Here is a 21,847-nt window from a genome sequence, read left to right as displayed (position 1 = left end):
CCGTGACCGAACTGGCCTTCGAGGACCTCACCCCCGGCCGGGTGTTCGAGCTGGGCACGACGGTGGTCGACCGCGACGAGATGGTCGCCTTCGCCCGCCGCTTCGACCCCCAGCCCTTCCACCTCGACGACGACGCCGCCAAGACCTCGCTCTTCGGCGCCCTCGCCGCGTCGGGCTGGTTCACCGCCGGGCTGTGGATGCGCCTCTACGTCGACACGGTCCTCAACAACGCGACGTCGCTGGGCTCCCCCGGCGGCAAGGACATCGCCTGGCCCGCGCCGGTGTTCGCCGGCGACGAGCTCCGCGCCACCATGGAGATCCTCGACGCGCGCCGCTCCCGCAGCCGTCCGGGCCTGGGCCTGGTCACCCTGCGGGCGCAGCTGCACCGGGGCGACACCGAGGTCTTCCGGAGCACGTTCACCGGGATGTTCGGCACCCGCGACGCGTGAGGCCGCCGGGAGCCTGCACGGGTCAGCCGGCCAGCGCGCGCACCACCCGCGAGGGCGACGGCCGCCCCAGCTGCCCGGCCATCCAGGCGCTGGTGGCGACGAGCGCGTCGAGGTCGACGCCGTGGGCGATACCGAGCCCGTCGAGCATCCAGACGAGGTCCTCCGTGGCGAGGTTGCCGGTGGCCGACTCCGCGTAGGGGCAGCCGCCGAGGCCGCCCGCGCTGGCGTCGACGGTGGTGACGCCGCGGCGCAGCGCGGCCAGGGTGTTCGACAGCGCCTGCCCGTAGGTGTCGTGGAAGTGCACCGCCAGGCGCTCGACGGGGACCCCGCCCGCCACGCAGGCGTCGAGCACGGCGTCGACGTGGCCGGGGGTGCCGGTGCCGATGGTGTCGCCGAGGGAGAGCTGGTCGCAGCCCATGTCGACGAGCCGGCGCCCGACGGCGGCCACCTGCGCCGGGTCGACGGCGCCCTCCCACGGGTCGCCGAAGCACATCGAGACGTAGCCGCGCACGCGCAGGCCCTCCGCGACCGCCCGCGTGACGACGGCGTCGAACATCGCGAACTGGGCGTCGAGGGAGCGGTTGAGGTTCCGCTGCGCGAACGTCTCGGTGGCGCTGGCGAACACCGCGACGTGCTCCACGCCCGACTCGAGCGCGCGGTCGAGGCCGCGCTCGTTGGGCACCAGCACCGGGTAGTCGACGCCGGGCGCGCGGGTCAGCCGGGCGAGCAGGTCGGCGGCGTCGGCGAGCTGGGGCACCCACTTCGGGTGCACGAAGCTCGTGGCCTCCAGGGTGCGCAGGCCGGTGCCGGCGAGGCGGTCGAGGAACTCCGCCTTGACCTCCACGGGCACCACGGTCCCCTCGTTCTGCAGGCCGTCGCGGGCCCCGACCTCGTAGATCGTGACGGACGCGGGCAGCCCCCCGGCGGGGACGGCCTGGGGAAGGGCTCGGTCAGACATCGTCGGCGACCTCCTGGTACAGCAGTGCGTGGACCCGCTCGACCCGCGGGACGTCGGTGAACTCGAGCGGCTCGTCGGACGCCGACTCGATCACCAGGGTGCCGCACCCGAGCACCCTCTCGAGCACGGTGTGACGGAACTGGACGCTGTGGATGCGGCTCATCGGGATGTCGATGCCGGTGCGCGCGAGGACGCCCTCGCGGACGAGCACCCGCCGCGTCGTGACGACGAAGTGCGTGGTGCGCCAGCGGACGACCGGCACGAGCGTCAGCCGGACGGCGAGCCCGGCCCCCACGACGCCCAGCACGAGCCACGCCCACGGCGCCCAGGCCTGCTCGCGCACGAGCGCGGCGAGGAACACGCCCACGGCGACGACGAGCAGCAGGTACAGGACCGGCCCGAGCAGCATCTTCGCGTGCGGATGGGTGTGCAGCACGACCCGCTCGCCGTCGACGAGCAGGTCATCGGGGTAGGCCACCGGCCCACCGTAGTTGCGGCTACTCCGCGGGCCGGAGGTGGACGACGTCGCCCGCGGCGACCGCGCGGCGGTGCCCCGCGGCGTCGAGCAGGAGCAGGCGGCCGTCGCCGTCGACGTCCTCGGCGATGCCGCTCACCGACGTCCCGCCGGGCAGCTCGACGCGCACCGGCGAGCCCAGGCTCAGGCACCCGGCGCGGTAGTCGGCGCGCAGGCGCGTGGCGTCGGGGTCGCCGCGCCCGGCGCGCCACTGCTCCTCGCGCGCGGACAGCCGGGTGAGCAGCTCGACGAGCACGGCCGCGCGGTCGATCTCGCGGTCGCTCTCGGCGGCGAGCGAGGTGGCGCCGGGCTGGTCGGACGGGGCGGACTCGACGTTGAGGCCGATCCCGACGACGACCGCCGGGCGCGCCGGGTCGGCCACCTCGGCGAGGATCCCGGCGACCTTCCGCGGGCCGCCGCGCTCCGCGGAGCCCACCAGGAGGTCGTTGGGCCACTTGAGGCCGGCGGGGGCGTCGGTGAAGGCGCGCACGGTGTCGAGCGCGGCCAGCCCGGCCAGCAGCGGCAGCCAGCTGAACCGCGACGGCGACACCCCGGCCGGCCGGAACAGCACGCTCACGGTGAGCCCGGACCCGGGCGGGGACACCCAGCTGCGGGCCAGGCGGCCGCGCCCGGCGTCCTGGTGCTCGGCCACGAGGACGGTGCGGTCGGGCGCCCCGGCGAGCGCCGCGGCCATGAGGTCGGCGTTCGTGGAACCGGTGCGCTCGACGACGTCGAGGCGGTTCCACGGGCCCACGCACGCCGCGCGCAGCGCCCCGGCGTCGAGTGGCTGCGCGGTGCGGTTCATGACCCGGGACGGTACCGGCGGGACCCCCCGGCCGCGGGACGGGAGGCCGCCGCGCGACCGGCGGGCGCCCCGGGTCGCCGGGCGCGCGCGGGCCGCCGCCGACCGGTCATCCCGCGCCGGGGCCGGTCATCCCGAGGCGGGGCCGGTGACCGAGGCGGGGCCGGTGACCGAGGCGGGGCCGGCGAGCACCTGGGTGCTCGGGGCCGGGATCCCGATCGCCGACGCCGCCCGGGCCCCGACCCAGCGGGCGACTGGGGGGAAGGCCGCCGCCAGCTTCAGGATCCGGACCGGATCCGGGTCGCCGCGGCGCATCCGGTCGAGGCTGCCCCGCTCGGAGCGGACCTGCGCGCGCTGCTCGCGGTCGGACACCGCCCGGCGGCGCACCTCGAACTCCCCGCACGCGGCGTCGAGCCCCGCGTCGAGGTCGGCCGGGTCGCCGCCGAGGACCGCGGCCAGCGTGTTGCCGGCGTCGGCCGCGTCGGCGATGGCGATGTTGATGCCGTTGCCGCCCACCGGGGAGATGACGTGCGCGGCGTCGCCGAGCAGCAGCAGGCCGGGCCGGTACCACGACGGGAGCCGCGTGATCCGGACGTTGAGCAGCGTGAGCTGGGTGAACTCGGTGAGGCCGTCGAGGCGGTCGCCCAGCCACGGCATCCGGTCGCGCGCCAGCGCCACCACCGGACCGACGCCGGCCTCGCGCGCCTGCGCGATCGTCCCCGTCGGGATGATGTACCCGAGCTGCCAGGTGGCCCCCTGCCCGAGCGCGACGACCGCCGCGCCGGGCACGGAGAAGTAGTCCAGGCCCGACAGCGGGGGGTCGCCGTCGCGGCGCGGCACCTCGAACCACAGGATGTCGAGTCCGGCGCCCAGCTCCTCGGTCCCGAACCCGCCCAGGCGCCGGACCTGCGAGAACCGCCCGTCGGCCCCGACGACGAGCGGCGCGCGGATCTCTCGCACCTCCCCGTCGGCGGCGCGGTACCGCACGCCGCGCACCCGCCCGTCCTCCTCGACGAGCTCGTTGACCCGCGCCGACATCTCCAGCCGGAAGCCCGGCAGCTCCGCGGCCCGCGCGGTGAGCAGCCCCAGGAACTCCGGCTGCGGGACGAGCACGTAGTGCGGGAAGCGGCGGCTGGCGCTGCCGTAGTCGGCGATCCGGTATGCCGCGGTCGGCGTGTGCCAGGTGAACGCGTCGGCCGTGGCGTGCGGGCGGGCGAGCACCTCGTCCGCCAGGCCGAGGGCGTCGAGCCACTCCATGACCGGCGGGGCGAGGGAGTCGCCCCGGAAGCGGCGGGCGAAGTCCGACCGGGCTTCGAGCAGCGTCACCCGCCGCCCCGCCCGGGCCAGCAGGTAGGCCAGCACGGCCCCGCCCGGTCCGCCTCCGACGACGACGCAGTCGGTCTCGTCCATCTCTCTCATCCCTCGATCATCTCGACCATCGAGAGACTACCGCCGATCGGCACTCCGCGCGAAGTACGCCGACGCCGCGGGGCGGAACATGAACCAGATCGCCGCGGCGACGAGGACCACCTGGATCGCGGTGGCGACCACGCTGACGATCCCGAGGGCCCCCAGCGACAGCATCTGCCCGGCGGTGAACAGGGAGTAGACCCCGCTGAGCAGCGACAGGCCCCCGAGCACGGTCAGCAGGATGCGGGCCCAGTTGCGGCCGTTGCGCATCGCGAAGACCGCGGCCGCCACCAGCGCCAGCAGGACCAGCGACACCACGATCCCGCCGATCGCCCCGCCGCGGGCGGCGCCGAGGACCTCGGCCGGGACGTCACCCTCGGCCACGCCGGCGTCCTCCAGGGCGGCCCCGACGATGGAGTCGATGAGGAAGAAGGCGGCGACCGCGCCGACGACCCCCAGCGCCAGGTTGGCCAGCCACAGGAGGAACGCGGTGCGCACCTCGGGCGGCGGCGCGCCGGGCCCGCCCTGACCGGCCCGCTTCTCGAGGCTCGGCCGGTCGTCGCGGTCGGGCCGGTCGCCGGGGTCGCCGTAGCCCTGCTGACCGCCGTACCCCTGCTCGCCGCCGTAGCCCTGCTCGCCGCCGTAGCCCTGCTGACCGCCGGGCCCCTGCTGACCGCCGGGCCCCTGCTGACCGCCGTAGCCCTGCTGACCGCCGTAGCCCTGCTGGCCGCCGTAGCCCTGCTGGCCGCCGGGCCCCTGCTGGCCGTAGCCGGGCTGCTGGCCGTAGCCCGGCTGCTGCCCGCCGTACCCGGGCTGGCCGCCGGACCCGGGCTGGCCCCCGTACCCGGGCTGGCCTCCGTACCCGGGCTGGCCTCCGTAGCCGGGCTGGCCCCCGTAACCAGGCTGACCCCCGTAGCCCGGCTGCCCGCCGTAGCCCGGCTGCCCGCCGTAGCCCGGCTGCCCGCCGTGACCAGGCTGGCCCCCGTAGCCGGGCTGCCCGCCGTAGCCCGGCTGCTGACCCTGGCCGGGCGGGGGGCCGTAGCCGGGCGGCGGGCCGTACCCGGGCGGCGGGCCGTAGCCGGGCTGCCCGCCCTGTCCCCCCGGTCCGCCCTGTCCGCCCTGCCCGCCGTACCCGGGCGGCGGGCCGTAGTCCGGCCTCCCCCGGCCGGGCTGCTCAGCCGGCTGGTCCTGCGCCGACTCACCGGGGTGCGGCTCGGACGGTGGCTGCGACATGCGACTCTCCGCTCACGTGAGGTGCCTGGCTGTGACCAGCACCACAAGTGCCGGTGGCAGGATCCAAGCCGGAGCGCCCGGGACGTGCAAGCACGAGGTGCCACGACCGGCGGACGTGACCAGGCACGCACGGACGAGGGGTTACCAGCCGGTAGGGGCGGCGGTCCTAGTGGTCGTCTGGGGAGCGCTCGACCGGAAAGGGATGCCTGCTAGCAGTTCCATCGGGCTCATCCCGAGCGCGTCAGCAATGCGCTCCAGGTCGGCAGTGCTGAGGGCCACCGCGCCGCGAGTGCGCTGTGACACCCACTGAGATGAGACGTGGAGTCGGCGTGCCAATTCGCGGCCGGTGACTTGCCGTCGGACGAGATGGACGCGCAGCTCCTCGGCAACGGTCTCGGTGAACGAGGGCGGCGGGGCTGCGTCGCTCTGAGCTGCAGTCATACCGTGAGGCTAGATGTTTCACGGTGACCGTGTCAACGATGCCGGCACGCGCAACACGCTCGTGTTGCATTGCACTTTCACGGTGAGCGTGGCATGTTGCCCGCATGCCTGAAACCGCCACCGACCCGATCGCAGCTTGCGTGCGCGCCGAGCTTGCGCGGATCAACAAGAGCGGGAGACAGCTGGCCGCAGAGCTGAGCTGGCACTACCCGCACCTCATGCGTCGCCTCACCGGTGGAGTTCCGTTCAGTGCGTCTGAGCTGGGGCGGATCTCCGCTCACCTCGACGTGCCCATCACGCGGTTCTACGGACCGGACAGCCCCATCGAGCAGGCGTCGTGACGGCGCCCGCCGCCGGCGTCAACGAGGACCTGCTCCGCCGCGTGCTCGACCACATCACCACCCACCCCGACCAGCACAGCCAGGACTGGTGGGCCCGCCGCACCGACTGCGGGACCGTCGCCTGCATCGCCGGGCACACCGTCCTCCTGACCGGGCACACGATCGACTTCGAGACGCCCGACGAGTACGGCAACCACGGCACGAAGCTCATCGACCGCCGCCGCGTCGAGGACGTCGCCGCCGAGCTGCTCGGCCTCAACGCAGAGCAGGCATGGCGCCTGTTCCACGACGCCGTCGACCTGCAGGCCTGCTGGGCCGCCGCCCGGTCCATCACCGGCGGCCGCATCCAGCGCTACGTGCCCCGCTCCACCCCGCCCACGAAGTAGCGACCCGGCGCCGCACGCGCCGAGCCGCCCGACCACGAGGAGATCACCCTCATGACCACCATCAGTCTGACGAACGCCACCCCCACCGGGCCACTGCCGATCACCGCGCGCTGGCCCCGCCGCGACCACGTCACCACCACCGCGCACCGGCGCAGCACCGACCTGATCGGCAAGGTGCCCGGCCTGCGGCACGTGTCCACGTTCCCCGACGTCGACCTCGCCAGGCCCGCGATGCGGCGCCAGGAGCCCGGCCAGCCGGTCACGGTGTCGGCGCTGCTCGCCCGGATCGGCGGCGGGCGATGAGCGGCGCCTACGACTTCCAGATCGCCTCGACCAGCCTGCGCGGTGCGCCCGTCGACGCGCTGCTGATGGCGGCCATCCTCGGCGCCGACACCGACAACCTCGCACGGCTCGCCACGGCGTTCCCGCAGCTGGTCGCCGAGACCCGCGCCCGGTTCAACGCGCCTGGCGGCGTGCTGCCCGAGGACGGGGCGACCTCGTGAACTTCCTCGCCTGGCTGTTCCCCACCCCACTCGACCCCACCGTCACCGCCGCCACCCGCACCTGGCTCCACACCCAGGACGAGGCCCGCGCCGAGCGGTCCGCCCGCGAGCAGCTCGTCGAGTGGAAGGTGCGGGAGGCCGCCGCACGACACCAGCTGCGGGAGCGGAACCGGATGTACGGGCGGGCGTCGCAGACCGTCGGCGAGCAGCGGGGCGTCATCGCGCGGCTCCGCGCCGAGCGGGACGCCTGGTGCGCCTCCCACGAGGACCAGGCGATCGAGCTGCGGGACGTGCGCCAGGGCGCGTTCGTCGAGCAGCGCGACCGGGCGACGGCCATCGAGGGTGCGGCGATCACGCTGCGCGCGCACGTCTTCGACTGGTCGAGCAAGTGCGAGTGCGGCTGGCGCCCCACGGAGACGACGGCGGACCACTCGCTGCACGTCGCCGAGCAGCTCGCCGCCGTCGGCGCGCTGGGCAACGTTCAACTCTCGGTTGAGAGTTCGGTTGCGAGCTCGCCGGTGCTGGTTGACCGAGACGGTGACGAGTGGCTGCCGAGACCAGGCGGGTCGTACTACTGCCCTGCCGGGGACATCTCCCGCACCTCGCGCGATGAGCTCGACGCCTCCTACGGCCCGCTCAGCGAGAAGGCGGCCACGTCATGACCCTCGAACGCATCCAGGTCGACGTCCCCGACCAGCCCCCCAACGGCAGCGTCGTCCTCGCCGGCGGCGTCGCCTGGCAGCGCCGCGACTTCATCGGCAACGCCGGCACCTGGTACGCCGCGAACGAGAGCGAGAACGGTCTCCACTGGTCGCACCTCGTCGTCGACTGCGGCCCCCTCGACGTGCTGCACATCCCCACCGAGAAGGCCACGCGATGAGCGCTGACTACGCCGACTTCCTCGCCGCGAAGGCGCGCCGCGTCGAGCAGGCGGGTCCCGACATCGACGCAGGCCAGATGCACCCAATGCTGCACGACTGGCAGGCCGAGCTCACCGCCTGGGCGGTCCGCACCGGCCGCGCCGCGCTGTGGGAGGACACCGGCCTCGGCAAGACCGTCCAGCAGATCGAATGGGCCCGCCATTCCGGCGACACCAGCCTCATCGTCGCCCCCCTGGCCGTCTGCCACCAGACCGCCCGCGAAGCGGCGAAGCTCGGCATCGACGCCCGCTACACCCGCGACGGCGGCGCCCCCCCGCCCGGCGTGTGGATCACCAACTACGAGCAGGTCGCCAAGTTCGACCCGGCCAGCATCGACGCCGTCGTCCTCGACGAGGCGTCGATCCTCAAGAACAGCGACGGCAAGACCCGCCGCCTGCTCACCGACCACTTCGCCGGTGTCCCCCGCCGCCTCGCCTGCACCGCCACACCCGCCCCGAACGAGCCCGAGGAGCTGTGCAGTCAGGCCGAGTTCCTCGGCCACGCCACCCGCGCCAACATGCTCGCCGCCTACTTCGTCCACGACGACCAGGGGTGGCGGCTCAAGGGCCACGCCCGCGGCCCCATGTTCGCGTGGATGGCGTCCTGGGCCGTGGCGCTGCGCCGCCCCTCCGACCTCGGCTACCCCGACACCGGCTACGACCTCCCCGGCCTGGAGATCGTGCCCGAGCTGCTGCCCGTCGCGATCGAAGCCGAAGGGCAGCTGTTCCCCACCGACCTCGGCGGAGTCGGCGGCCGGGCGAAGGTGCGGCGCGACACCCTCGACGCTCGCTGCGGTCGCGCAGTCGACCTCGTCGCCGCCGAGCCTGACGAGCCGTGGCTGCTGTGGTGCGGCCTCAACGACGAGGCCGACGTCCTGACCCGAGCCATCCCGGGGGCGGTCAACGTGGGCGGCTCCATGTCTCCGGAGGAGAAGGCTGAAGCGCTTCTCGGGTTCGCCGACGGACACATCCGGGTCCTCGTCACGAAGCCGGCGATCGCGTCGCAGGGGCTCAACTGGCAGCACTGCGCACGCATGGCGTTCGTCGGGCTGTCCGACTCCTACGAGCAGTACTACCAGGCGATCCGCCGCTGCTACCGCTACGGCCAAACCCGCGTCGTCCGCGCCCACATCGTGCTATCGGAGCTGGAGTCGCAGATCGCCGCGAACGTCGCCCGCAAGGAACGCGACGCCGCCGCCATGACTGGAGAGCTCGTCGCCGCGATGGCCGCCAACACCCACCACCGGAGGGCCGCATGAGCACCGACCTGTACCTCGAGGACGAAGCCCACGGCGACATGTGGTCGCTGCTGCTGGGCGACTCCTGCACCCGCCTCGCCGAGCTCGCCACCGGCTCCGTCGACCTGTCGGTCTGCTCGCCGCCGTTCGACTCCCTGTACACGTACTCGCCCAGCGCCCGGGACCTCGGCAACTCCGCGACCCGCGGCGAGTTCCTCGACCACTACGGCTACGTCATCGCCGAGCAGCTGCGCGTCACGAAGCCCGGCCGCGTCGCCTGCGTGCACGTGCAGCAGGTCGCCACGAAGAAGGCCGTTGACGGGTACAGCGGCCTCACCGACTTCCGCGGCGACGTCATCCGCGCCTTCCAGGGCGCCGGGTGGCTGTTCCACGGCGAGGTCACGGTGTGGAAGGACCCGCAGGCCCAGTCGATCCGCACGAAGGCGCACGCGCTGGCGTTCCAGACGAAGAACCGGGACAGCGCCGGCACTCGCCCCGCGCTGGCCGACTACCTGCTGAAGTTCGTGAAGCCCGGCGACAACGCCGTCCCGATCCCGCACCACGCGACCCGCGGCGAGGTGACCAACGACGACTGGATCGAGTGGGCGTCCCCCATCTGGTTCGACCGCACCGACGGCGGCACGGTCGGCGGTGAGCAGCTGGCGCCGGTGTGGCTCGACATCAAGGAGACCCGCACCCTCAACGTCCGCGCCGGCCGGGAGCACGCCGACGAGCGGCACATCTGCCCGCTGCAGCTCGACTTCATCGAGCGGTGTATCCGGCTGTGGTCCAATCCCGGCGAGACCGTCCTGACCCCGTTCGCCGGTATCGGCTCCGAGGTGTTCGTTGCCCGCAAACTGGGCCGCCGCGGTGTTGGTGTCGAGCTGAAGCCCAGCTACTGGCGGACCGCGGTCGACAACCTGCGCCGCCTCGACGCCGAGCTCGACACTCCGGCCCTGCTGGACCTTGACGGCGCGGCGGCCTTCTCGTGACCGCCGTCCGCGACCTCAACACCGACGACCGCGCCCGCCTCGCCGCGCTCCCCATCGAGCAGGTCGGCATGGCCGCCGTCGACCGCATGCGCGACGGCATCACCGTCCTCCCGCCCGACCCCGGCGTCGCCGTCCTTGGTTGCGGCATCTGCGGGCGAGTAGTCGACCTCGCATCTCTCGTCCGCGTCGAGCGCCAGTTCGTCGCGGGCCCTCCGGTCAGTCCCATCGCGTGCAGGAGTTGCGCCTCATGCCGTTGATCTCCGCGCACTACGAGCCGAACGTGCCCGTCCAGGGGTGCCCGTCCTCCGAGCGCTACCTCGCAGAAGCGGGCGCGGGCCGCGACCGCACTGAGTGCTGGCCCTGGCCCGGCGGCTTGAGCAGCTACGGGTACGGCCGCTTCCTCCTGGAGCGCCGCTTCCGGTGGGCCAGCGTCGGCGCGCACCGCGTAAGCCTGGAGCGACACCTCGGTCGGCGACTCCTGCCAACCGAGCAGGCGTGCCACCGCTGCGACAACCCCTCCTGCGTCAACCCGACCCACCTCTTCGTAGGCACGAACGCCGACAACTGCCGCGACATGCGCCTGAAGCAGCGGCAGAAGAAGAAGCTGACCGATGCTCAGGTGCTCGAACTGCGGGCCCGCTACGCGGCCGGCGGGGTGCTCCAGCGCGAGCTGGGTGATGAGTACGGAATCGGTCAGTCCTACGTGTCGACCCTGGTCCGCGGCGACTGGACGACAGGGCAGCCGAGGCCACGGCGATGACCCCCACCGACACCGACCACCTCGACCGCGTCATCCACCGCCTCCACCAGGCCAGCACCTGGGCCAGCTGGGGCGACAACGGCCGGCTCCTCACCCAGCGCCTCGACGACATGACGCCGGCACACTTGCGGTCCGTCCTCGCCTGGCTCCGCGACCGCGCCGTCGCCCTCCACGCCGAGCAGCTCGCCCACCACCACCGCGAGCTCAGCCGCGACCGCGACTACTTCGACACCCTCGCCGACATCGCGCACCTGCAGCGGACCCCGCCCGGGCACTGGCTCGACGAGACCCCACTCGTCCGCCGCCTCGCCCAGCTCGTACCCCACCAGCCCGCGCCCCGACGCGGCCTGCTGCGGAGGTGGCGGCGATGACCGAGGGCCCCGCCATCGAGCACGCCGAGTACGACCGCGAGCACCCCGAGATCGACCCCGCCCACGAGCAGCACCTCGAGGCCGTGCAGACGCGGTACGAGGAGAGCATCGGGTGGCACCGTGACTGAGCCCTGGATCACCGAGCCCGGCGTCTACGACCTCAGCTCCGAGGACTACCACTGCGACCCCGTCGTCGGCGGCAGCCTCTCCCACTCCGGCGCGAAGAAGCTTCTCCTCCCCTCCTGTCCCGCCATCTACCAGGCGTGGCGAACCGGGCCGCCCGAGGTCAAGGCCGCGTTCGACTTCGGCCGGGCCGCGCACCGCGAGGTCCTCGGCGCCGGCGACGACATCGTCGTCATCCGCGGCAGCGGGAAGGACGAGAACACCTGGCGCACCGCCAAGGACGACGCCGCTGTCGCCGAAGCACGCGCCGCCGGCCTCACCCCGATCAAGCCCCGCGACGCGGACACCGTGCAGGCGATGGCCACGCAGCTGCGCGAGCACCCCATCGCGTCAGCCCTGCTCAACCCGGCCTCCGGCAAGGCCGAGCAGACCCTCGTCTGGCGCGACGGCGACAGCGGCGTCATGTGCCGCGCCCTCGTCGACTTCCTCCGCCACCCCGTCACCGGGCAGCGCCTCGTCATGCCCGACTACAAGACCGCCAACGAGGTCGACCCCGACTCCATCGCCAAGGCGATCGCCGACTTCGCCTACCACGGGCAAGGCGCCTGGTACAGCGACGGCGCCGAGCACCTCGGCCTCACCACCGGCAGCCCCGCGTTCGTCCTCATCTTCCAGCGCAAGACCGCGCCCTACCTCGTCGTCTGCGTCCAGGTCACCCCCGAAGACATCGGCCGCGGGTACGAGCGCAACCGCGCCGCACGCCACCTCTACCGGTGGTGCACCGACAACGACCGCTGGCCCTCGTACCGCGACGGGTTCGGCAACTGGGCCGACGACCACGTCCTGTCCCTGCAGATCCCGCCGTGGGCGCAGAACCGCCACGACGGCGCATCCGAGCGCGGCGAGTACGAGCCGCACCGCCAAGGAGTGTTCGCATGAGCGTCCCCGTCCACCTCCCGCACCCCTCCACCCCTGCCCGCGTCGGGCAGGGCACCGCGATCGAGCAGTCCCGCGCCCAGGCCGAGGTGTACTTCCGCCTCCTCGCCGCGAAGGAACTGCCCCGCGACGAGGCCGCCGCCACCGAGGCGATGCGCGCAGCCTGCTCCAACCTGCGCCTCGCCGAGAAGGCGTTCTACAGCGTCCCGAAGGGCGGCGACCGGGCCATCGGCCCGTCGGTCCACCTCGCCCGCGAGCTCGCCCGCATCTGGACGAACCTCGACTACGGCGTCGTCGAGCTCCGCCGCGACGACGACTACCACCAGTCGGAGATGCAGGCCTTCGCGCTCGACCTGCAGACCAACACGCGCCCGTCGTCGCTGTGGATCCAGCCGCACAAGATGGACACGAAGCGCGGCGTCAAGCACCTCACAGAGGTGCAGGCCATCTACGAGTCGAACTCGAACGCTGGCGCCCGCCGGGTCCGCGAGTGCATCTTCAACATCCTCCCGCAGGCGTTCGTCGAGGAAGCGCAGGACATCTGCCGGGCCACGATCGAGCGCGGCAACGGCGAGCCGATTAGCGAGCGCCGCACGAAGGCGATCGCCGCGTTCGAGAAGACGTTCGGCGTCGTCGAGCAGCAGCTCGTGGACCGGCTCCGCCGGCCCGTGGATCGGTGGGACGAGCACGACGTCGCCGACCTGCAGGTGCTGTTCCAGTCGCTGAAGCGCGGCGAGGTGCAGAAGGACGTCGAGTTCCCCGCGGCCGCCGTCGTGGTCACACCTGGCGAGCTGACTGCGCCCGCAAAGGCCGAGCCCGAGGTGCCGGCCGACGAGGACGAGGACGCGCGACTGCAGGAGCAGCTCGACATGGAGGCCGAGCTCGCGGCGCAGGGCGCGGCCGACGACGACGCCCGCACCGAGTCGTGAGCCGGGTCGAGCGCCTGCGCTGGCGCATCGTGAGGCTGGTCGACAAGCTGCCCGGCCAGTGCTGGTCCGAGCTCGCCGACTGGGCCGGCCGCTGGTTCGCGGGCGACGACCCCGACGAGCAGTACGGCCTGCCGTGGCGCCCGCAGGGCTGGATGTGCCGCGAGGACGCCGCCCGCGTCGGGTCCTGCTACTGCGGGAAGCTGCAGGACCCGGCAGGCGCGGCTCGTGCTGTCGCCGAGCAGGCCGTGCGCGACGCGCATCGGCAGGGCCCGCGCGCTGATGGCTCGTGGGGCTGCGCCTGCGGCTGGGAGCAGGACAAGCCGCACCACGAGCACCTCGCCGACATGCTCGCGCCGGCCGTCCCGGGCGAGTCGTCGTGACCGTCCGCCCGATCACCGCCGTCGCCGTCGAGTGCGACCACCGCGACGGCCGCGACACCTGCGACTCGGCCCTCCTCCTGCGCGCCACCGACCCCGGCGACATCGACCGCCCGGCCGTCCTCGTCGCCGCCGCGATGCGCGGCTGGACCGTCGACGACCAGCAGCTGTGCCCGAAGCACCGACCCATCACCCCGGCCGCCCCGATGGCCGAGACAGGAGCCTGACCATGACCGAGACCTACGTGCGCTTCCGCGGCACCAACGCCAGCGTCGACAAGCTCGACATCGGACTCGGCGACCGCGTCGAGTTCACCGCCTCCGGCGAGTGCGTCGCCATCGGCACCGAGAAGCGAGCCGACGGCGAGGAGCGCCCCGTCGTCACCGTCAAGGTCGACGAGGTCGAGCTGGGCGACGTGACCGAGGGGTCGCGCGACGAGCAGCTGCCGTTCGACGACAGCCCGGACGCCGAGCTGTGAGCGTCGAGACCCGCGCCTACGACAACGAGCACGGCGACCCCGTTGTCGTGCTCGTGGCCACCGGCACGCACGACGTCTCCCGGCTCGTGAACCTGCTCTCCGGCGGCAGCCCGAACTCCGAACAGCGTCGGCTCGGCGCGACGATCGTGCGGCAGGTGCGGCGCCACAACGCCGGTCGCGCAGCGCTCCGACTGCTGCGCGACCACGGCGGCCCCGACTTCACCGCCGAGGTCGTGACGGCGGTCGCCTCGTGATCCCCCTCGGCGACCGCACCGTCACCGTCGCCTACCTCGGCGGCCCCGCCGACGGGCACACCCGCCCCTACCAGCGCGCCGCCGGCTGCATGCCCGACCTCGTCGACGGCTACCAGCTCGTCGGCCCCCACCCCTTCGACGCCACCGTCTGGCGCTACGCCTGGGCGTACACCCACACCGGCCGCCGGCAGCCCTGCAGCGCCGGATGCGAGCAGTACCCCGGCAGCCGGTGCCCCTCCGCCGGACGGCGACGACAGACCGCATGACGACCCTCACGCCGGCCCGCCACGCGCGGGCCGGCGCCCCGACAGCACGGCCCCCACGCTCCCCGCACCGGGCCAGGAAGGCAGGCCCCCTCGTGAGCGTGCAGGCCATCAGGTGGGCACGACGGCAACGCACTGGCTCGCCGGTGTCGAAGGCCGTGCTCTACGTCCTCGCCGATCACCACAACTCGGGTAGCGGCCTGTGCTGCCCGAGCACCCGGACGATCGCCGAGGAGGCCGACACCGACCAGCGCACGGCGCGCCGGCACCTCGAGGCGCTCCGCGACCGCGGTCTGCTGTCGTGGTCCGGCGGCTACGGCCGGGGCCGGAACCGGTACGTCCTGCCCCTCGATGGTGAGGGGTCTGACCCCTCACAAGTAGACGCCGGTAATGAGGGGCAGGACCCCTCACTAGACCTCGACGACATGAGGGGTGAGACCCCTCATAACGAGAACCGTAGTGAGGCGCAGCAGGATCGTAGTGAGGCGTTGATCTTGCGTAGTGAGGCAAACCGAGCCTCTGACCTGCAAGAACAGAAATCTAAGCGTACTACGTACAGAAGCGAAGAACATAAGGGGACGGCTACGCCGCCCCCCGCGCAGGCGCGGACGCGCGGCGGCGAGCGGCCCCGCGAGCACGCCTCGCCCGCCGAGCTCAACGCGACCGCCGCGAGCGGTGCCGCCTACGGCCTCGTCGCCGCCTGGGTCGAGCGCAACCCCGGCGTCGCGAACGGTCACCGCCGCGAGCTCAGCAAGGCCGTCGACCTCCTCCTCGCCCAGGGCGCAGACCGCGCCCACATCCCCGCCGCCCTCGACGGCGCGCACGCCTCGCACTGGCGCAACCCCGTGAAGGCGCTGCCGATGGCCTACGAGGACGTCCGCCGCGCAGCTGCCGCCCCGACGAGCAGCGCTCGCGCCGCCCGCAACACCACCGACGACAACATCCGCGCGCTCCTCGCCAGCAGCGAGCGCCCCACGACAGCCCGACGCGCCATCGGAGGACCACGATGAGCCTGACCGACGACGAGATCAAGATCGTGCTCGCGGTCGCGATGTCCTACGACAACCGCAAGCTCCCCGGCGAGGCAAACCGGATGGCGTGGGTCGAAGCCTCGCGCCGCGCGAACTGGACCGTCGACGCCGCCGTCGAGGCCGTGCACGAGCACTACTCGGCGCGCACCGACTTCGTCATGCCCGGCCACATCACGCAGCTCATCCGCGCCGAGCGCCGCCAGCCCGCCCCGTACCAGCCCCCGCCGCCGCGGCCGGCCGTCGAGGCCGCCGTCCGCGACGCCCTGCCATCGGTCGACGACCCCGCGCCGCCCCGGCCGCTCATCGCCCGCATGGCCCGCCGCGCCCGCCGGCCCCGCATGACCGCCGAGGACCGCGCCCGCATCGCCGCCGAGCTCGACGCGAAGCGCCCCGCCGCCGAGGGTGAGGCGTCGTGACCGACCAGCCCAGCACCAGCCGCGGCGGCGCGAAGGTCAGCGGCGGCACCTGCCCCAACGGGACGTGCCCGCACGTGCTTTGGCTGCACGACATCGTCGAGGCGCCGGGCCCGCCCGTGCAGGTGTGCACCGTCTTCGACTGCCCCTGCCGGGGCACCTCGTGAACCTCGACGACGTCGCCGACCGCGAGCAGGCCGAGACCGTGCCGTGCCCCGACCGGCCCCGGGGCTGCGGCGCCCGCCCCGACGAGCCGTGCCGCAACCTGCACACCGGGGGGCCGTTGCAGCACCTGCCCGCGCACGCCGCCCGCCTCGCCGCGGCCGGTGTCCGGCACGCCCCGCTCGACCCGCGGGAGATCACCTCGCCGCACGAGCGGACCCCGCGGTGACCCGCCCGATCTGGCGGGCCGACGACATCGTCATCGAACCGGCCGTCCCCGGCGTCGCCGGCTACGGCGTGTTCGTCGTGATCCGCGGCCGCCGCCTCGCCCTGGGCGCCGAGCAGACCCGCTCGCTCGCCGCCTGGCTCACCGCGCACGCCGGCGCGCTCCCGCCCCCGGCCGCCCCCGACGCGGTGCGGCTGGAGATCGACCGGCAGCGCGCCGCGCTCGCCGTCCGCTCCGAGCGCACCGACTCCCCCGACTTCCGTGTCGGGCTGGCGTGGTGCGACCACGCGCTCGACGCGATCGCCGCCGCCGCTGGCGCCCCCACCGAGAGGACCACCCGATGACCCACCAGGACCAGGACCGCTACACCGCCGCCATGCACGCGATGCAGAGCGGCGTGGCTGCCGACCAGAGCGGCGGGAGCGAGGACGGCACCCCGAAGCACCTGCGCGTTGGCGTGAACAGCGCGCTCGTCAGCGTCGCCGGGATCGGACGCCTTCTGATCGACAAGGGCGTGATCACGCAGGACGAGTACGAGGCCGCGGTGGCCGACGCGATGGAGAACGAGGTCCGGCTGTACGAGCGGCGGCTCTCCGAGCGCCTCGGCTCGACGGTGACGCTGTCGTGACCACCGCGACCGGCCCCGCGCAGGCCGTCCAGCGCGCCCTGCCCGGCCAGGGCCCGCGCACCCGCGTCCGCCTCGACGGCCCCGGCGCCGAACCCGACGTCCGGGCCGCACTCACCCGCGCCTGGCGCCTCGCCGGCCAGCCCCTGATCGTCGTGCTCCCGCTGCACCGCGACCCCGTCGGCGACGTCGCCGCCGCCTGGGCCGCCGAGCACGAGCTCGCCGGGATCCGCACCGAGCACCAGACCAGCGCGGCGTCGTCCGAGCCGTGCGTGGTCGTGCCCGCCGACGGGCCGGTGCCGTGGTGCGGGTGTGTCCACCCGCCGTGCCCGCGGTGCCTCGACGGTGACCGATGACCACGGCCACCGACCTGTTCGCCGGGGCTGGCGGATCCAGCGAAGGCCTCACCCAGGCCGGGGTGCGCGTCGAGGTCGCCGCCAACCACTGGCAGCTCGCCGTCGACACCCACGCCGCCAACCACCCCGACACCGAGCACCGCATCGCGAACCTGTCCGAGGTCGACTGGCGCACCTTCCCCAGCACCGACATCGCCTGGGTGTCCCCGTCCTGCGTGTGGCACACCCGCTCCGGCGGCCGGCGCCGCCAGCTCTCCGCCGACGCCGAGCGCAGTCGCACCGACGCTGGGGCCGTCGACCGCGCCACCGCGTTCGCCGTCATCGCCGCCGCCGAGGTCCACGCCTACCCCGTCGTGCTCGTCGAGAACGTCGTCGAGTTCCGCGACTGGGTCCTCTACGACTGGTGGCTCGCCGGGCTGACCGCGATCGGCTACCGCGTGCGGGAGCTCGTCCTCGACGCCGTCGACTTCGGGCACGCCCAGCACCGACGCCGGCTCTTCGTCGTCGCCACCCGCGACGGCGTCGAGCTCGACCTCACCCCGCCCGCGCGGCTCCCCGTCACAGCCGCCGAGATCCTCGACCCGCACCCCGGCCAGCCGGTCACCCGCCGGCTCTACGTCGCCGACCAGATCGACTCGATCACCGACTCCGGCGTCCCGCACCTGGTGACCTACCGCAAGCACGCCCGTGCCCGCCGGGCCGACCAGCACGCGCTGGCGACCGTCACCGCGGGTGGCAACCACCACGCCGTCGCCCAGCTCGTCGACGGCGTGCAGCACCACCGGATGCTGAGCAACCGCGAGTGCGCACGCGCCCAGGGGTTCGGCGACCACTACCAGTTCCGGGGCACGGCCGAGCAGGTGAAGCGGCAGATCGGGAACGCGGTGCCCGTCGGGATCGCGCGCTGGCTCGGCGAGCGTGCGACCGCTGCTCTGGGCGCCGACGCGGCCCTCGGTGGTGCGGCATGACCGCGCACGTCCTCGGCCTCGACCTGGCCCTCGCCAACTCCGGCGCCGCGGCCATCACCACCGACGGCCACGTCACTACCTGGGTCAAGACCACCGACGCGCTCCCCGCCGACGCCGCCATCCTCGACGTCGACGCCCGCATCAGCGACGTCGCCCGCTGGGCAGTCGGGCTGTGCACGACCGGCACCAAGCTTGTCGCCATCGAAGGCCCCTCCCACGGATCGCAGCACGGCCAGCCGCACGAACGCGCCGGACTCTGGTGGCGCGTCATCCGAGGCCTCATCGCCCGCGAGCTCCCCGTCGCCGTCCTGTCGCCCTCCACCGTCAAGGGCTACATCGCGGGCAAGGGCAACGCCGACAAGGCGCTCGTGCAGTACGCCGTCGACGCCGCCTGGCCCGGCCGCGGCCTCAAGCGGAAGACCAGCCACGAGTGCGACGCCGTCGCGCTCGCCACCGCGGGGGTGGATTGGTGCGGGTGGCCAGGTCCGTTCCTGGAGGGCAGGCGAGGTGCGGCCTGGCTGCTGAAGGGCCAGTGGCCGGAACGGGAGAGCGTCAGTGCGTGAGTGCAGCATCGAGGGTTGCGGTCGAAGGCGACACGGGACGCACGGCTGGTGCTCGATGCATCACCGCCGCTGGCAGCGAAACGGTGACCCGCTGCGCCTGGTCGTCGACAGGGTGCCGCCAGGGCTCACACCGCAGCAGCGGTTGGCGGCGAAGAGCGAGCGGCGCGGAGAGTGCTTGATCTACGCGCCGAACTGGAAGTCGGCGGACCACCGGAAGTTGATCCTGGCGTCCGGCAGGTGGGTCGGCGCGCACGTGCTCGCCTGGGAGCTCGCCAACGAACGCAGCGTGCCGTCCGGCCTGTTCGTCTGCCACAAGTGCGACACGCCGCCGTGCATCGAACCGGCCCACCTGTTCCTCGGCACGCCGCGCGACAACAACGAGGACCGCGACCGCAAGGGCCGCAAGGTCATCGTCCGCGGCACCAAGTCGTCGCGCTGGAAGCTCACCGAGCACCAGGTTCAGCAGGTACGGACCGCCATCCTGGCCGGTGAACAGGCGCGCGATCTGGCCATCCGCTTCGGCGTGCACCCCGAGACCATCACCGGCGCGGCGGTCGGTCGTCGCTGGAGCCACGTCACGGACCCGCCGCCGCTGGTGTTCGTCGGACGCGGCAGGCACGGCCGCTGGGCGGTGGCCGACCCGTGACCACCCGCGACCGCGCAGCCCTCGCCTGCATCCTCGCCTCCCTCACCACCCTCGCCCTCTACACCGCCGCCGCGCTGCAGTCCGGCATCGGGTACGCCGTCGCGTTCTTCCTCGGCGGCTCCGCGATCGCCCTCACGTTCCCCGACCCGAAGGACACCCCTCGTGACCACCACCGAGACCAGGCCCCGCCCGACCAGCCGCAGCCGCCACGCAGCGACGTCGACGGCACGGTGCGGCCCGTACCTGGACCAGTGCAGGTGCCGACACAGCGGACCGCAGGCGCTCACCGAGGCGGGCGTGCGGGCGCGGCACGCCGCCTCCGTCGCCCGCGCTGAGCGCAGCGGGTGGGACAGCGCCGAGGAGCGGATGCGCGCGCTGGAGGGTGCGCGTTGACCGAGCCCGAGCAGGCCGCGCCCGTCGACGTCGACGCCGCCCACCTCGCCCTCGACGCCGCCATCACCCAGCTCGTCCAGCCCTCCACCGAGAAGGTCGACCGCGCCGACGGCCTCATCGACTCCCAGGTCGCGCAGCAGCGCGCCGAGGAGCGGGCCACGACCGCCGAGCTGCAGCGGCGACTCGCCGGACACCGGGCGGCCGGCCAGCAGATGCAGGCGCACCTCGTCATGCGGCAGCTGCGCGACCACCGCCGGCGCGTCGTCAAGCGGCGGACCAACGGCAGAGCCACCACCGCCGTCGTGCCCAGCCTGCTCGTCCAGCTCCGCAGCGAGATCGGCGCCAGCAGCAACACCGGCGCCGGAGGCAGCGCCGGCCCGTACCGCAGCATCATCGCCATCCCGGCCACCGAGTTGCACGCCGAGATTCAGCGCACCACCCACGCGCCGCGTGGCGCGCTCGACCTCCGGCCCCACGTCACCCGATGGGCCGCCACAACCACCGACCTCGTGCACGCCGCCACCAAGGCCAGCGCATGGGTCGAGCAGATCCGCACCCTGCTCAACCCGCCCAAGCGCTGGCACCACCCCGGCGCCTGCCCCGACTGCGGCCAGGCCACCGCCCACGTCGTCGACACCAGTGGCGACCTCGTGCGCCGTCCCGCCATCGAGTTCGACCGCGACCGAGGCCGAGCACGCTGCCTCCGATGCCCCGCCCACTGGGACACCGAAGCCCAGCTCCACCAGCTCGCCCGAGTCCTCGTCGAACAACAACACGATCTCCGCATCTCGTGAACCCGCAGGTGATCAGCTACCGTGTGCTCACCGCGGTAGAGCCTGCCCAAATACAGGAGCGCTCCCGCATGCCGCACCGCCACTCCCGTCTCGGCCGCAGCACCCACCAGTCGCTCAAGCGGATCTGGCAGGACAGGCCCAAGGACGACGACACCGCGAGCCGCAGCACCACGCCGACCCTCGCCTACGGATGCGTCGCCCACGACCACTGCGACCGGCCACTGATCGACGGGTGTCCCATCCCGCTCTGTGCCCACCACGTGCGCGAGGTCTACGTCTACGCGCAGGAGCTGATCAGCGAGCGCCTGATCCCGGTCGTCGACGAGCTGGTCGCCGAGTACCAGCAGCAGGACCCGCAGACAGGCTGACCGCGAGGGGCCGCCGGTGACCAGACGCCGAGGTGGCCGAGCCTGGCGCGAAGCCCGCGCCGCGTTCCTCGCCACCACCGACGAGACCAACTGCTGGCTCTGCGGCCGCCACGTCGACCGCACCCTGCCCGGCAACCACAGGTGGGGACCCACCGCCGACCACCTCGTCTCCCTCATGGACGGCGGCCTCGAGTTACCCGAGCACGGCGCAGTCCTGCGCCTCGCGCACAACCGGTGCAACGCAGCCAGGTCCAACACCGCCCGCGCCCGCACCGGACTCCGACCACTCGGAGCCACCGGCCACGCATCGAGAGAGTGGTGACGATGCCCCGACTCACCCGAGCCCAGCTCGTCGGCCTCGGCGCCGGCGTCATGCTCGCCATCGGCATCGCGATCAGCACCGGCCTGCTGCTGCTCTACATCGTCGCCGACGTCCTCGCAGAGGGCTGACCAGCACAAACGCGGCATATCGGCAGGTCAGAGGCCCAATAAGATCCAGAGGGGGGTGCCGGTCACCCCGGCCTCTCCGGCCCCGTACCCCCCCTGGCGGGCGCCCAAATGGACGATCTAGGGGCGGTAAATGCCTCGAAAATGCCAAGAATGGGCCTCTGAGGCCATTTTTTAG

Annotated in this window: 40 protein-coding genes; 34 read left to right on the top strand and 6 right to left on the bottom strand. The window is 73.5% G+C overall.

Annotated elements, in window-relative coordinates:
• Positions 1-2: 2 nt before the first annotated feature.
• Positions 3-449: a MaoC family dehydratase gene (locus tag HOP40_RS13445; RefSeq protein ID WP_172158325.1), complete on the top strand. Its 447-nt coding sequence runs from the start codon at positions 3-5 to the stop codon at positions 447-449.
• Positions 450-471: 22 nt separating this feature from the next.
• On the opposite strand, the gene HOP40_RS13440 is transcribed toward HOP40_RS13445, so the two are convergent.
• The 6 genes from HOP40_RS13440 to HOP40_RS36785 form a co-directional block, all read right to left on the bottom strand.
• Positions 472-1,407, bottom strand: a complete 936-nt coding sequence (locus tag HOP40_RS13440; protein ID WP_172158323.1) for a hydroxymethylglutaryl-CoA lyase — start codon at positions 1,405-1,407, stop codon at positions 472-474.
• The gene (locus HOP40_RS13435; protein WP_172158320.1) at positions 1,400-1,885 is read right to left on the bottom strand and encodes a PH domain-containing protein; all 486 of its coding nucleotides are present in this window, start codon (positions 1,883-1,885) and stop codon (positions 1,400-1,402) included. Before HOP40_RS13435 ends, HOP40_RS13440 begins: the two co-directional genes overlap by 8 nt.
• 19 nt (positions 1,886-1,904) lie before the next feature.
• Entirely contained in the window at positions 1,905-2,726 is an 822-nt protein-coding gene (locus HOP40_RS13430) for a biotin--[acetyl-CoA-carboxylase] ligase (RefSeq protein ID WP_172158317.1), read from the bottom strand.
• 126 nt (positions 2,727-2,852) lie between these two features.
• Positions 2,853-4,133 (bottom strand): FAD-dependent monooxygenase, encoded by a 1,281-nt coding sequence (locus tag HOP40_RS13425; protein WP_172158315.1) that lies wholly within the window; start codon positions 4,131-4,133, stop codon positions 2,853-2,855.
• Positions 4,134-4,169: 36 nt separating this feature from the next.
• Positions 4,170-5,366 carry a hypothetical protein gene (locus tag HOP40_RS35455; RefSeq protein ID WP_205347180.1) on the bottom strand — a complete coding sequence of 399 codons (1,197 nt, stop codon included), beginning with the start codon at positions 5,364-5,366 and terminating at the stop codon, positions 4,170-4,172.
• Between the two features lie 141 nt (positions 5,367-5,507).
• On the bottom strand, positions 5,508-5,807 hold the full coding sequence (locus HOP40_RS36785; RefSeq protein ID WP_172158313.1) for a helix-turn-helix domain-containing protein: 300 nt from the start codon (positions 5,805-5,807) through the stop codon (positions 5,508-5,510).
• Positions 5,808-5,911: 104 nt separating this feature from the next.
• Here HOP40_RS36785 and HOP40_RS13410 point away from each other — a divergent pair, with 104 nt between their 5' ends.
• The 33 genes from HOP40_RS13410 to HOP40_RS36400 all read left to right on the top strand — a co-directional run bounded on the left by HOP40_RS13410 (position 5,912) and on the right by HOP40_RS36400 (position 21,672).
• Positions 5,912-6,148: a hypothetical protein gene (locus tag HOP40_RS13410; protein WP_172158310.1), complete on the top strand. Its 237-nt coding sequence runs from the start codon at positions 5,912-5,914 to the stop codon at positions 6,146-6,148.
• Entirely contained in the window at positions 6,145-6,534 is a 390-nt protein-coding gene (locus HOP40_RS13405) for a hypothetical protein (protein ID WP_172158308.1), read from the top strand. Before HOP40_RS13410 ends, HOP40_RS13405 begins: the two co-directional genes overlap by 4 nt.
• 51 nt (positions 6,535-6,585) lie before the next feature.
• Positions 6,586-6,837: a hypothetical protein gene (locus HOP40_RS13400; RefSeq protein ID WP_172158306.1), complete on the top strand. Its 252-nt coding sequence runs from the start codon at positions 6,586-6,588 to the stop codon at positions 6,835-6,837.
• On the top strand, positions 6,834-7,037 hold the full coding sequence (locus tag HOP40_RS13395; RefSeq protein ID WP_172158303.1) for a hypothetical protein: 204 nt from the start codon (positions 6,834-6,836) through the stop codon (positions 7,035-7,037). The genes HOP40_RS13400 and HOP40_RS13395 overlap by 4 nt, the downstream gene beginning before the upstream one ends.
• Positions 7,034-7,699: a hypothetical protein gene (locus tag HOP40_RS13390; RefSeq protein WP_172158301.1), complete on the top strand. Its 666-nt coding sequence runs from the start codon at positions 7,034-7,036 to the stop codon at positions 7,697-7,699. Before HOP40_RS13395 ends, HOP40_RS13390 begins: the two co-directional genes overlap by 4 nt.
• Positions 7,696-7,917, top strand: a complete 222-nt coding sequence (locus tag HOP40_RS13385) for a hypothetical protein (protein WP_172158298.1) — start codon at positions 7,696-7,698, stop codon at positions 7,915-7,917. The genes HOP40_RS13390 and HOP40_RS13385 overlap by 4 nt, the downstream gene beginning before the upstream one ends.
• Positions 7,914-9,215, top strand: a complete 1,302-nt coding sequence (locus HOP40_RS13380) for a helicase-related protein (RefSeq protein ID WP_172158296.1) — start codon at positions 7,914-7,916, stop codon at positions 9,213-9,215. Before HOP40_RS13385 ends, HOP40_RS13380 begins: the two co-directional genes overlap by 4 nt.
• Entirely contained in the window at positions 9,212-10,186 is a 975-nt protein-coding gene (locus tag HOP40_RS13375; RefSeq protein ID WP_172158294.1) for a DNA-methyltransferase, read from the top strand. The genes HOP40_RS13380 and HOP40_RS13375 overlap by 4 nt, the downstream gene beginning before the upstream one ends.
• Positions 10,183-10,443: a hypothetical protein gene (locus HOP40_RS13370; protein WP_172158293.1), complete on the top strand. Its 261-nt coding sequence runs from the start codon at positions 10,183-10,185 to the stop codon at positions 10,441-10,443. The genes HOP40_RS13375 and HOP40_RS13370 overlap by 4 nt, the downstream gene beginning before the upstream one ends.
• Positions 10,434-10,946: an HNH endonuclease gene (locus HOP40_RS13365; protein ID WP_172158292.1), complete on the top strand. Its 513-nt coding sequence runs from the start codon at positions 10,434-10,436 to the stop codon at positions 10,944-10,946. The genes HOP40_RS13370 and HOP40_RS13365 overlap by 10 nt, the downstream gene beginning before the upstream one ends.
• On the top strand, positions 10,943-11,317 hold the full coding sequence (locus HOP40_RS13360) for a hypothetical protein (protein WP_172158291.1): 375 nt from the start codon (positions 10,943-10,945) through the stop codon (positions 11,315-11,317). The genes HOP40_RS13365 and HOP40_RS13360 overlap by 4 nt, the downstream gene beginning before the upstream one ends.
• Positions 11,314-11,445 (top strand): hypothetical protein, encoded by a 132-nt coding sequence (locus HOP40_RS36405; RefSeq protein WP_275691355.1) that lies wholly within the window; start codon positions 11,314-11,316, stop codon positions 11,443-11,445. The genes HOP40_RS13360 and HOP40_RS36405 overlap by 4 nt, the downstream gene beginning before the upstream one ends.
• Positions 11,438-12,379 carry a PD-(D/E)XK nuclease-like domain-containing protein gene (locus HOP40_RS13355; RefSeq protein WP_172158290.1) on the top strand — a complete coding sequence of 314 codons (942 nt, stop codon included), beginning with the start codon at positions 11,438-11,440 and terminating at the stop codon, positions 12,377-12,379. The genes HOP40_RS36405 and HOP40_RS13355 overlap by 8 nt, the downstream gene beginning before the upstream one ends.
• On the top strand, positions 12,376-13,305 hold the full coding sequence (locus tag HOP40_RS13350) for a hypothetical protein (protein ID WP_205347179.1): 930 nt from the start codon (positions 12,376-12,378) through the stop codon (positions 13,303-13,305). The genes HOP40_RS13355 and HOP40_RS13350 overlap by 4 nt, the downstream gene beginning before the upstream one ends.
• A complete protein-coding gene (locus HOP40_RS13345; RefSeq protein WP_172158289.1) occupies positions 13,302-13,685 on the top strand; it encodes a hypothetical protein in 384 nt (127 codons plus the stop codon). Before HOP40_RS13350 ends, HOP40_RS13345 begins: the two co-directional genes overlap by 4 nt.
• A complete protein-coding gene (locus HOP40_RS13340; RefSeq protein WP_172158287.1) occupies positions 13,682-13,909 on the top strand; it encodes a hypothetical protein in 228 nt (75 codons plus the stop codon). The genes HOP40_RS13345 and HOP40_RS13340 overlap by 4 nt, the downstream gene beginning before the upstream one ends.
• A 2-nt stretch (positions 13,910-13,911) precedes the next feature.
• A complete protein-coding gene (locus HOP40_RS13335; RefSeq protein WP_172158286.1) occupies positions 13,912-14,160 on the top strand; it encodes a hypothetical protein in 249 nt (82 codons plus the stop codon).
• Entirely contained in the window at positions 14,157-14,414 is a 258-nt protein-coding gene (locus tag HOP40_RS13330) for a hypothetical protein (RefSeq protein ID WP_172158285.1), read from the top strand. The genes HOP40_RS13335 and HOP40_RS13330 overlap by 4 nt, the downstream gene beginning before the upstream one ends.
• The gene (locus HOP40_RS13325; protein ID WP_172158284.1) at positions 14,411-14,680 is read left to right on the top strand and encodes a hypothetical protein; all 270 of its coding nucleotides are present in this window, start codon (positions 14,411-14,413) and stop codon (positions 14,678-14,680) included. Before HOP40_RS13330 ends, HOP40_RS13325 begins: the two co-directional genes overlap by 4 nt.
• On the top strand, positions 14,620-15,687 hold the full coding sequence (locus HOP40_RS13320) for a helix-turn-helix domain-containing protein (protein WP_338053062.1): 1,068 nt from the start codon (positions 14,620-14,622) through the stop codon (positions 15,685-15,687). The genes HOP40_RS13325 and HOP40_RS13320 overlap by 61 nt, the downstream gene beginning before the upstream one ends.
• A complete protein-coding gene (locus HOP40_RS13315) occupies positions 15,684-16,124 on the top strand; it encodes a hypothetical protein (RefSeq protein ID WP_172158282.1) in 441 nt (146 codons plus the stop codon). Before HOP40_RS13320 ends, HOP40_RS13315 begins: the two co-directional genes overlap by 4 nt.
• Complete coding sequence (locus tag HOP40_RS13310) at positions 16,121-16,288, top strand: hypothetical protein (RefSeq protein ID WP_172158281.1); 168 nt, start codon at positions 16,121-16,123, stop codon at positions 16,286-16,288. The genes HOP40_RS13315 and HOP40_RS13310 overlap by 4 nt, the downstream gene beginning before the upstream one ends.
• On the top strand, positions 16,285-16,512 hold the full coding sequence (locus HOP40_RS13305) for a zinc finger domain-containing protein (protein WP_172158279.1): 228 nt from the start codon (positions 16,285-16,287) through the stop codon (positions 16,510-16,512). The genes HOP40_RS13310 and HOP40_RS13305 overlap by 4 nt, the downstream gene beginning before the upstream one ends.
• Complete coding sequence (locus tag HOP40_RS13300; RefSeq protein WP_172158276.1) at positions 16,509-16,853, top strand: hypothetical protein; 345 nt, start codon at positions 16,509-16,511, stop codon at positions 16,851-16,853. The genes HOP40_RS13305 and HOP40_RS13300 overlap by 4 nt, the downstream gene beginning before the upstream one ends.
• Positions 16,850-17,137 (top strand): hypothetical protein, encoded by a 288-nt coding sequence (locus HOP40_RS13295; RefSeq protein ID WP_172158274.1) that lies wholly within the window; start codon positions 16,850-16,852, stop codon positions 17,135-17,137. The genes HOP40_RS13300 and HOP40_RS13295 overlap by 4 nt, the downstream gene beginning before the upstream one ends.
• The gene (locus HOP40_RS13290) at positions 17,134-17,490 is read left to right on the top strand and encodes a hypothetical protein (protein ID WP_172158271.1); all 357 of its coding nucleotides are present in this window, start codon (positions 17,134-17,136) and stop codon (positions 17,488-17,490) included. The genes HOP40_RS13295 and HOP40_RS13290 overlap by 4 nt, the downstream gene beginning before the upstream one ends.
• Positions 17,487-18,458, top strand: a complete 972-nt coding sequence (locus tag HOP40_RS13285) for a DNA cytosine methyltransferase (RefSeq protein ID WP_172158269.1) — start codon at positions 17,487-17,489, stop codon at positions 18,456-18,458. Before HOP40_RS13290 ends, HOP40_RS13285 begins: the two co-directional genes overlap by 4 nt.
• Entirely contained in the window at positions 18,455-19,021 is a 567-nt protein-coding gene (locus HOP40_RS13280; RefSeq protein WP_172158266.1) for a RuvC family protein, read from the top strand. The genes HOP40_RS13285 and HOP40_RS13280 overlap by 4 nt, the downstream gene beginning before the upstream one ends.
• Before the next feature lie 55 nt (positions 19,022-19,076).
• Complete coding sequence (locus HOP40_RS13275; protein ID WP_172158264.1) at positions 19,077-19,667, top strand: HNH endonuclease; 591 nt, start codon at positions 19,077-19,079, stop codon at positions 19,665-19,667.
• Positions 19,664-20,002 carry a hypothetical protein gene (locus tag HOP40_RS13270; RefSeq protein WP_172158261.1) on the top strand — a complete coding sequence of 113 codons (339 nt, stop codon included), beginning with the start codon at positions 19,664-19,666 and terminating at the stop codon, positions 20,000-20,002. Before HOP40_RS13275 ends, HOP40_RS13270 begins: the two co-directional genes overlap by 4 nt.
• Positions 20,003-20,056: 54 nt before the next feature.
• Positions 20,057-20,854 carry a DUF7340 domain-containing protein gene (locus HOP40_RS13265; RefSeq protein WP_172158259.1) on the top strand — a complete coding sequence of 266 codons (798 nt, stop codon included), beginning with the start codon at positions 20,057-20,059 and terminating at the stop codon, positions 20,852-20,854.
• Between the two features lie 8 nt (positions 20,855-20,862).
• Positions 20,863-21,222, top strand: coding sequence for a hypothetical protein (locus HOP40_RS13260; RefSeq protein WP_172158256.1), 360 nt, complete (start codon positions 20,863-20,865; stop codon positions 21,220-21,222).
• 324 nt (positions 21,223-21,546) lie between these two features.
• Positions 21,547-21,672: a hypothetical protein gene (locus HOP40_RS36400; protein WP_275691353.1), complete on the top strand. Its 126-nt coding sequence runs from the start codon at positions 21,547-21,549 to the stop codon at positions 21,670-21,672.
• The last annotated feature ends 175 nt before the right edge of the window (positions 21,673-21,847 follow it).

Source organism: Pseudonocardia broussonetiae (genome assembly GCF_013155125.1).
GTDB classification, from domain to species: Bacteria; Actinomycetota; Actinomycetes; order Mycobacteriales; family Pseudonocardiaceae; genus Pseudonocardia; species Pseudonocardia broussonetiae.
This window is presented reverse-complemented; position numbering and strand designations above follow the sequence as displayed.

Bases quoted from the DNA above. Each gene is read 5' to 3' on its own strand.
- HOP40_RS13440 (WP_172158323.1), bottom strand. From the start codon at position 1,407: ATGTCTGACCGAGCCCTTCCCCAGGCCGTCCCCGCCGGGGGGCTGCCC.
- HOP40_RS13430 (WP_172158317.1), bottom strand. From the start codon at position 2,726: ATGAACCGCACCGCGCAGCCACTCGACGCCGGGGCGCTGCGCGCGGCG.
- HOP40_RS13425 (WP_172158315.1), bottom strand. From the start codon at position 4,133: ATGGACGAGACCGACTGCGTCGTCGTCGGAGGCGGACCGGGCGGGGCC.
- HOP40_RS35455 (WP_205347180.1), bottom strand. From the start codon at position 5,366: ATGTCGCAGCCACCGTCCGAGCCGCACCCCGGTGAGTCGGCGCAGGAC.
- HOP40_RS36785 (WP_172158313.1), bottom strand. From the start codon at position 5,807: ATGACTGCAGCTCAGAGCGACGCAGCCCCGCCGCCCTCGTTCACCGAG.
- HOP40_RS13410 (WP_172158310.1), top strand. From the start codon at position 5,912: ATGCCTGAAACCGCCACCGACCCGATCGCAGCTTGCGTGCGCGCCGAG.
- HOP40_RS13400 (WP_172158306.1), top strand. From the start codon at position 6,586: ATGACCACCATCAGTCTGACGAACGCCACCCCCACCGGGCCACTGCCG.
- HOP40_RS13395 (WP_172158303.1), top strand. From the start codon at position 6,834: ATGAGCGGCGCCTACGACTTCCAGATCGCCTCGACCAGCCTGCGCGGT.
- HOP40_RS13385 (WP_172158298.1), top strand. From the start codon at position 7,696: ATGACCCTCGAACGCATCCAGGTCGACGTCCCCGACCAGCCCCCCAAC.
- HOP40_RS13380 (WP_172158296.1), top strand. From the start codon at position 7,914: ATGAGCGCTGACTACGCCGACTTCCTCGCCGCGAAGGCGCGCCGCGTC.
- HOP40_RS13375 (WP_172158294.1), top strand. From the start codon at position 9,212: ATGAGCACCGACCTGTACCTCGAGGACGAAGCCCACGGCGACATGTGG.
- HOP40_RS13365 (WP_172158292.1), top strand. From the start codon at position 10,434: ATGCCGTTGATCTCCGCGCACTACGAGCCGAACGTGCCCGTCCAGGGG.
- HOP40_RS13360 (WP_172158291.1), top strand. From the start codon at position 10,943: ATGACCCCCACCGACACCGACCACCTCGACCGCGTCATCCACCGCCTC.
- HOP40_RS36405 (WP_275691355.1), top strand. From the start codon at position 11,314: ATGACCGAGGGCCCCGCCATCGAGCACGCCGAGTACGACCGCGAGCAC.
- HOP40_RS13350 (WP_205347179.1), top strand. From the start codon at position 12,376: ATGAGCGTCCCCGTCCACCTCCCGCACCCCTCCACCCCTGCCCGCGTC.
- HOP40_RS13335 (WP_172158286.1), top strand. From the start codon at position 13,912: ATGACCGAGACCTACGTGCGCTTCCGCGGCACCAACGCCAGCGTCGAC.
- HOP40_RS13320 (WP_338053062.1), top strand. From the start codon at position 14,620: ATGCGAGCAGTACCCCGGCAGCCGGTGCCCCTCCGCCGGACGGCGACG.
- HOP40_RS13315 (WP_172158282.1), top strand. From the start codon at position 15,684: ATGAGCCTGACCGACGACGAGATCAAGATCGTGCTCGCGGTCGCGATG.
- HOP40_RS13295 (WP_172158274.1), top strand. From the start codon at position 16,850: ATGACCCACCAGGACCAGGACCGCTACACCGCCGCCATGCACGCGATG.
- HOP40_RS13285 (WP_172158269.1), top strand. From the start codon at position 17,487: ATGACCACGGCCACCGACCTGTTCGCCGGGGCTGGCGGATCCAGCGAA.
- HOP40_RS13280 (WP_172158266.1), top strand. From the start codon at position 18,455: ATGACCGCGCACGTCCTCGGCCTCGACCTGGCCCTCGCCAACTCCGGC.
- HOP40_RS13275 (WP_172158264.1), top strand. From the start codon at position 19,077: ATGCATCACCGCCGCTGGCAGCGAAACGGTGACCCGCTGCGCCTGGTC.
- HOP40_RS36400 (WP_275691353.1), top strand. From the start codon at position 21,547: ATGCCCCGACTCACCCGAGCCCAGCTCGTCGGCCTCGGCGCCGGCGTC.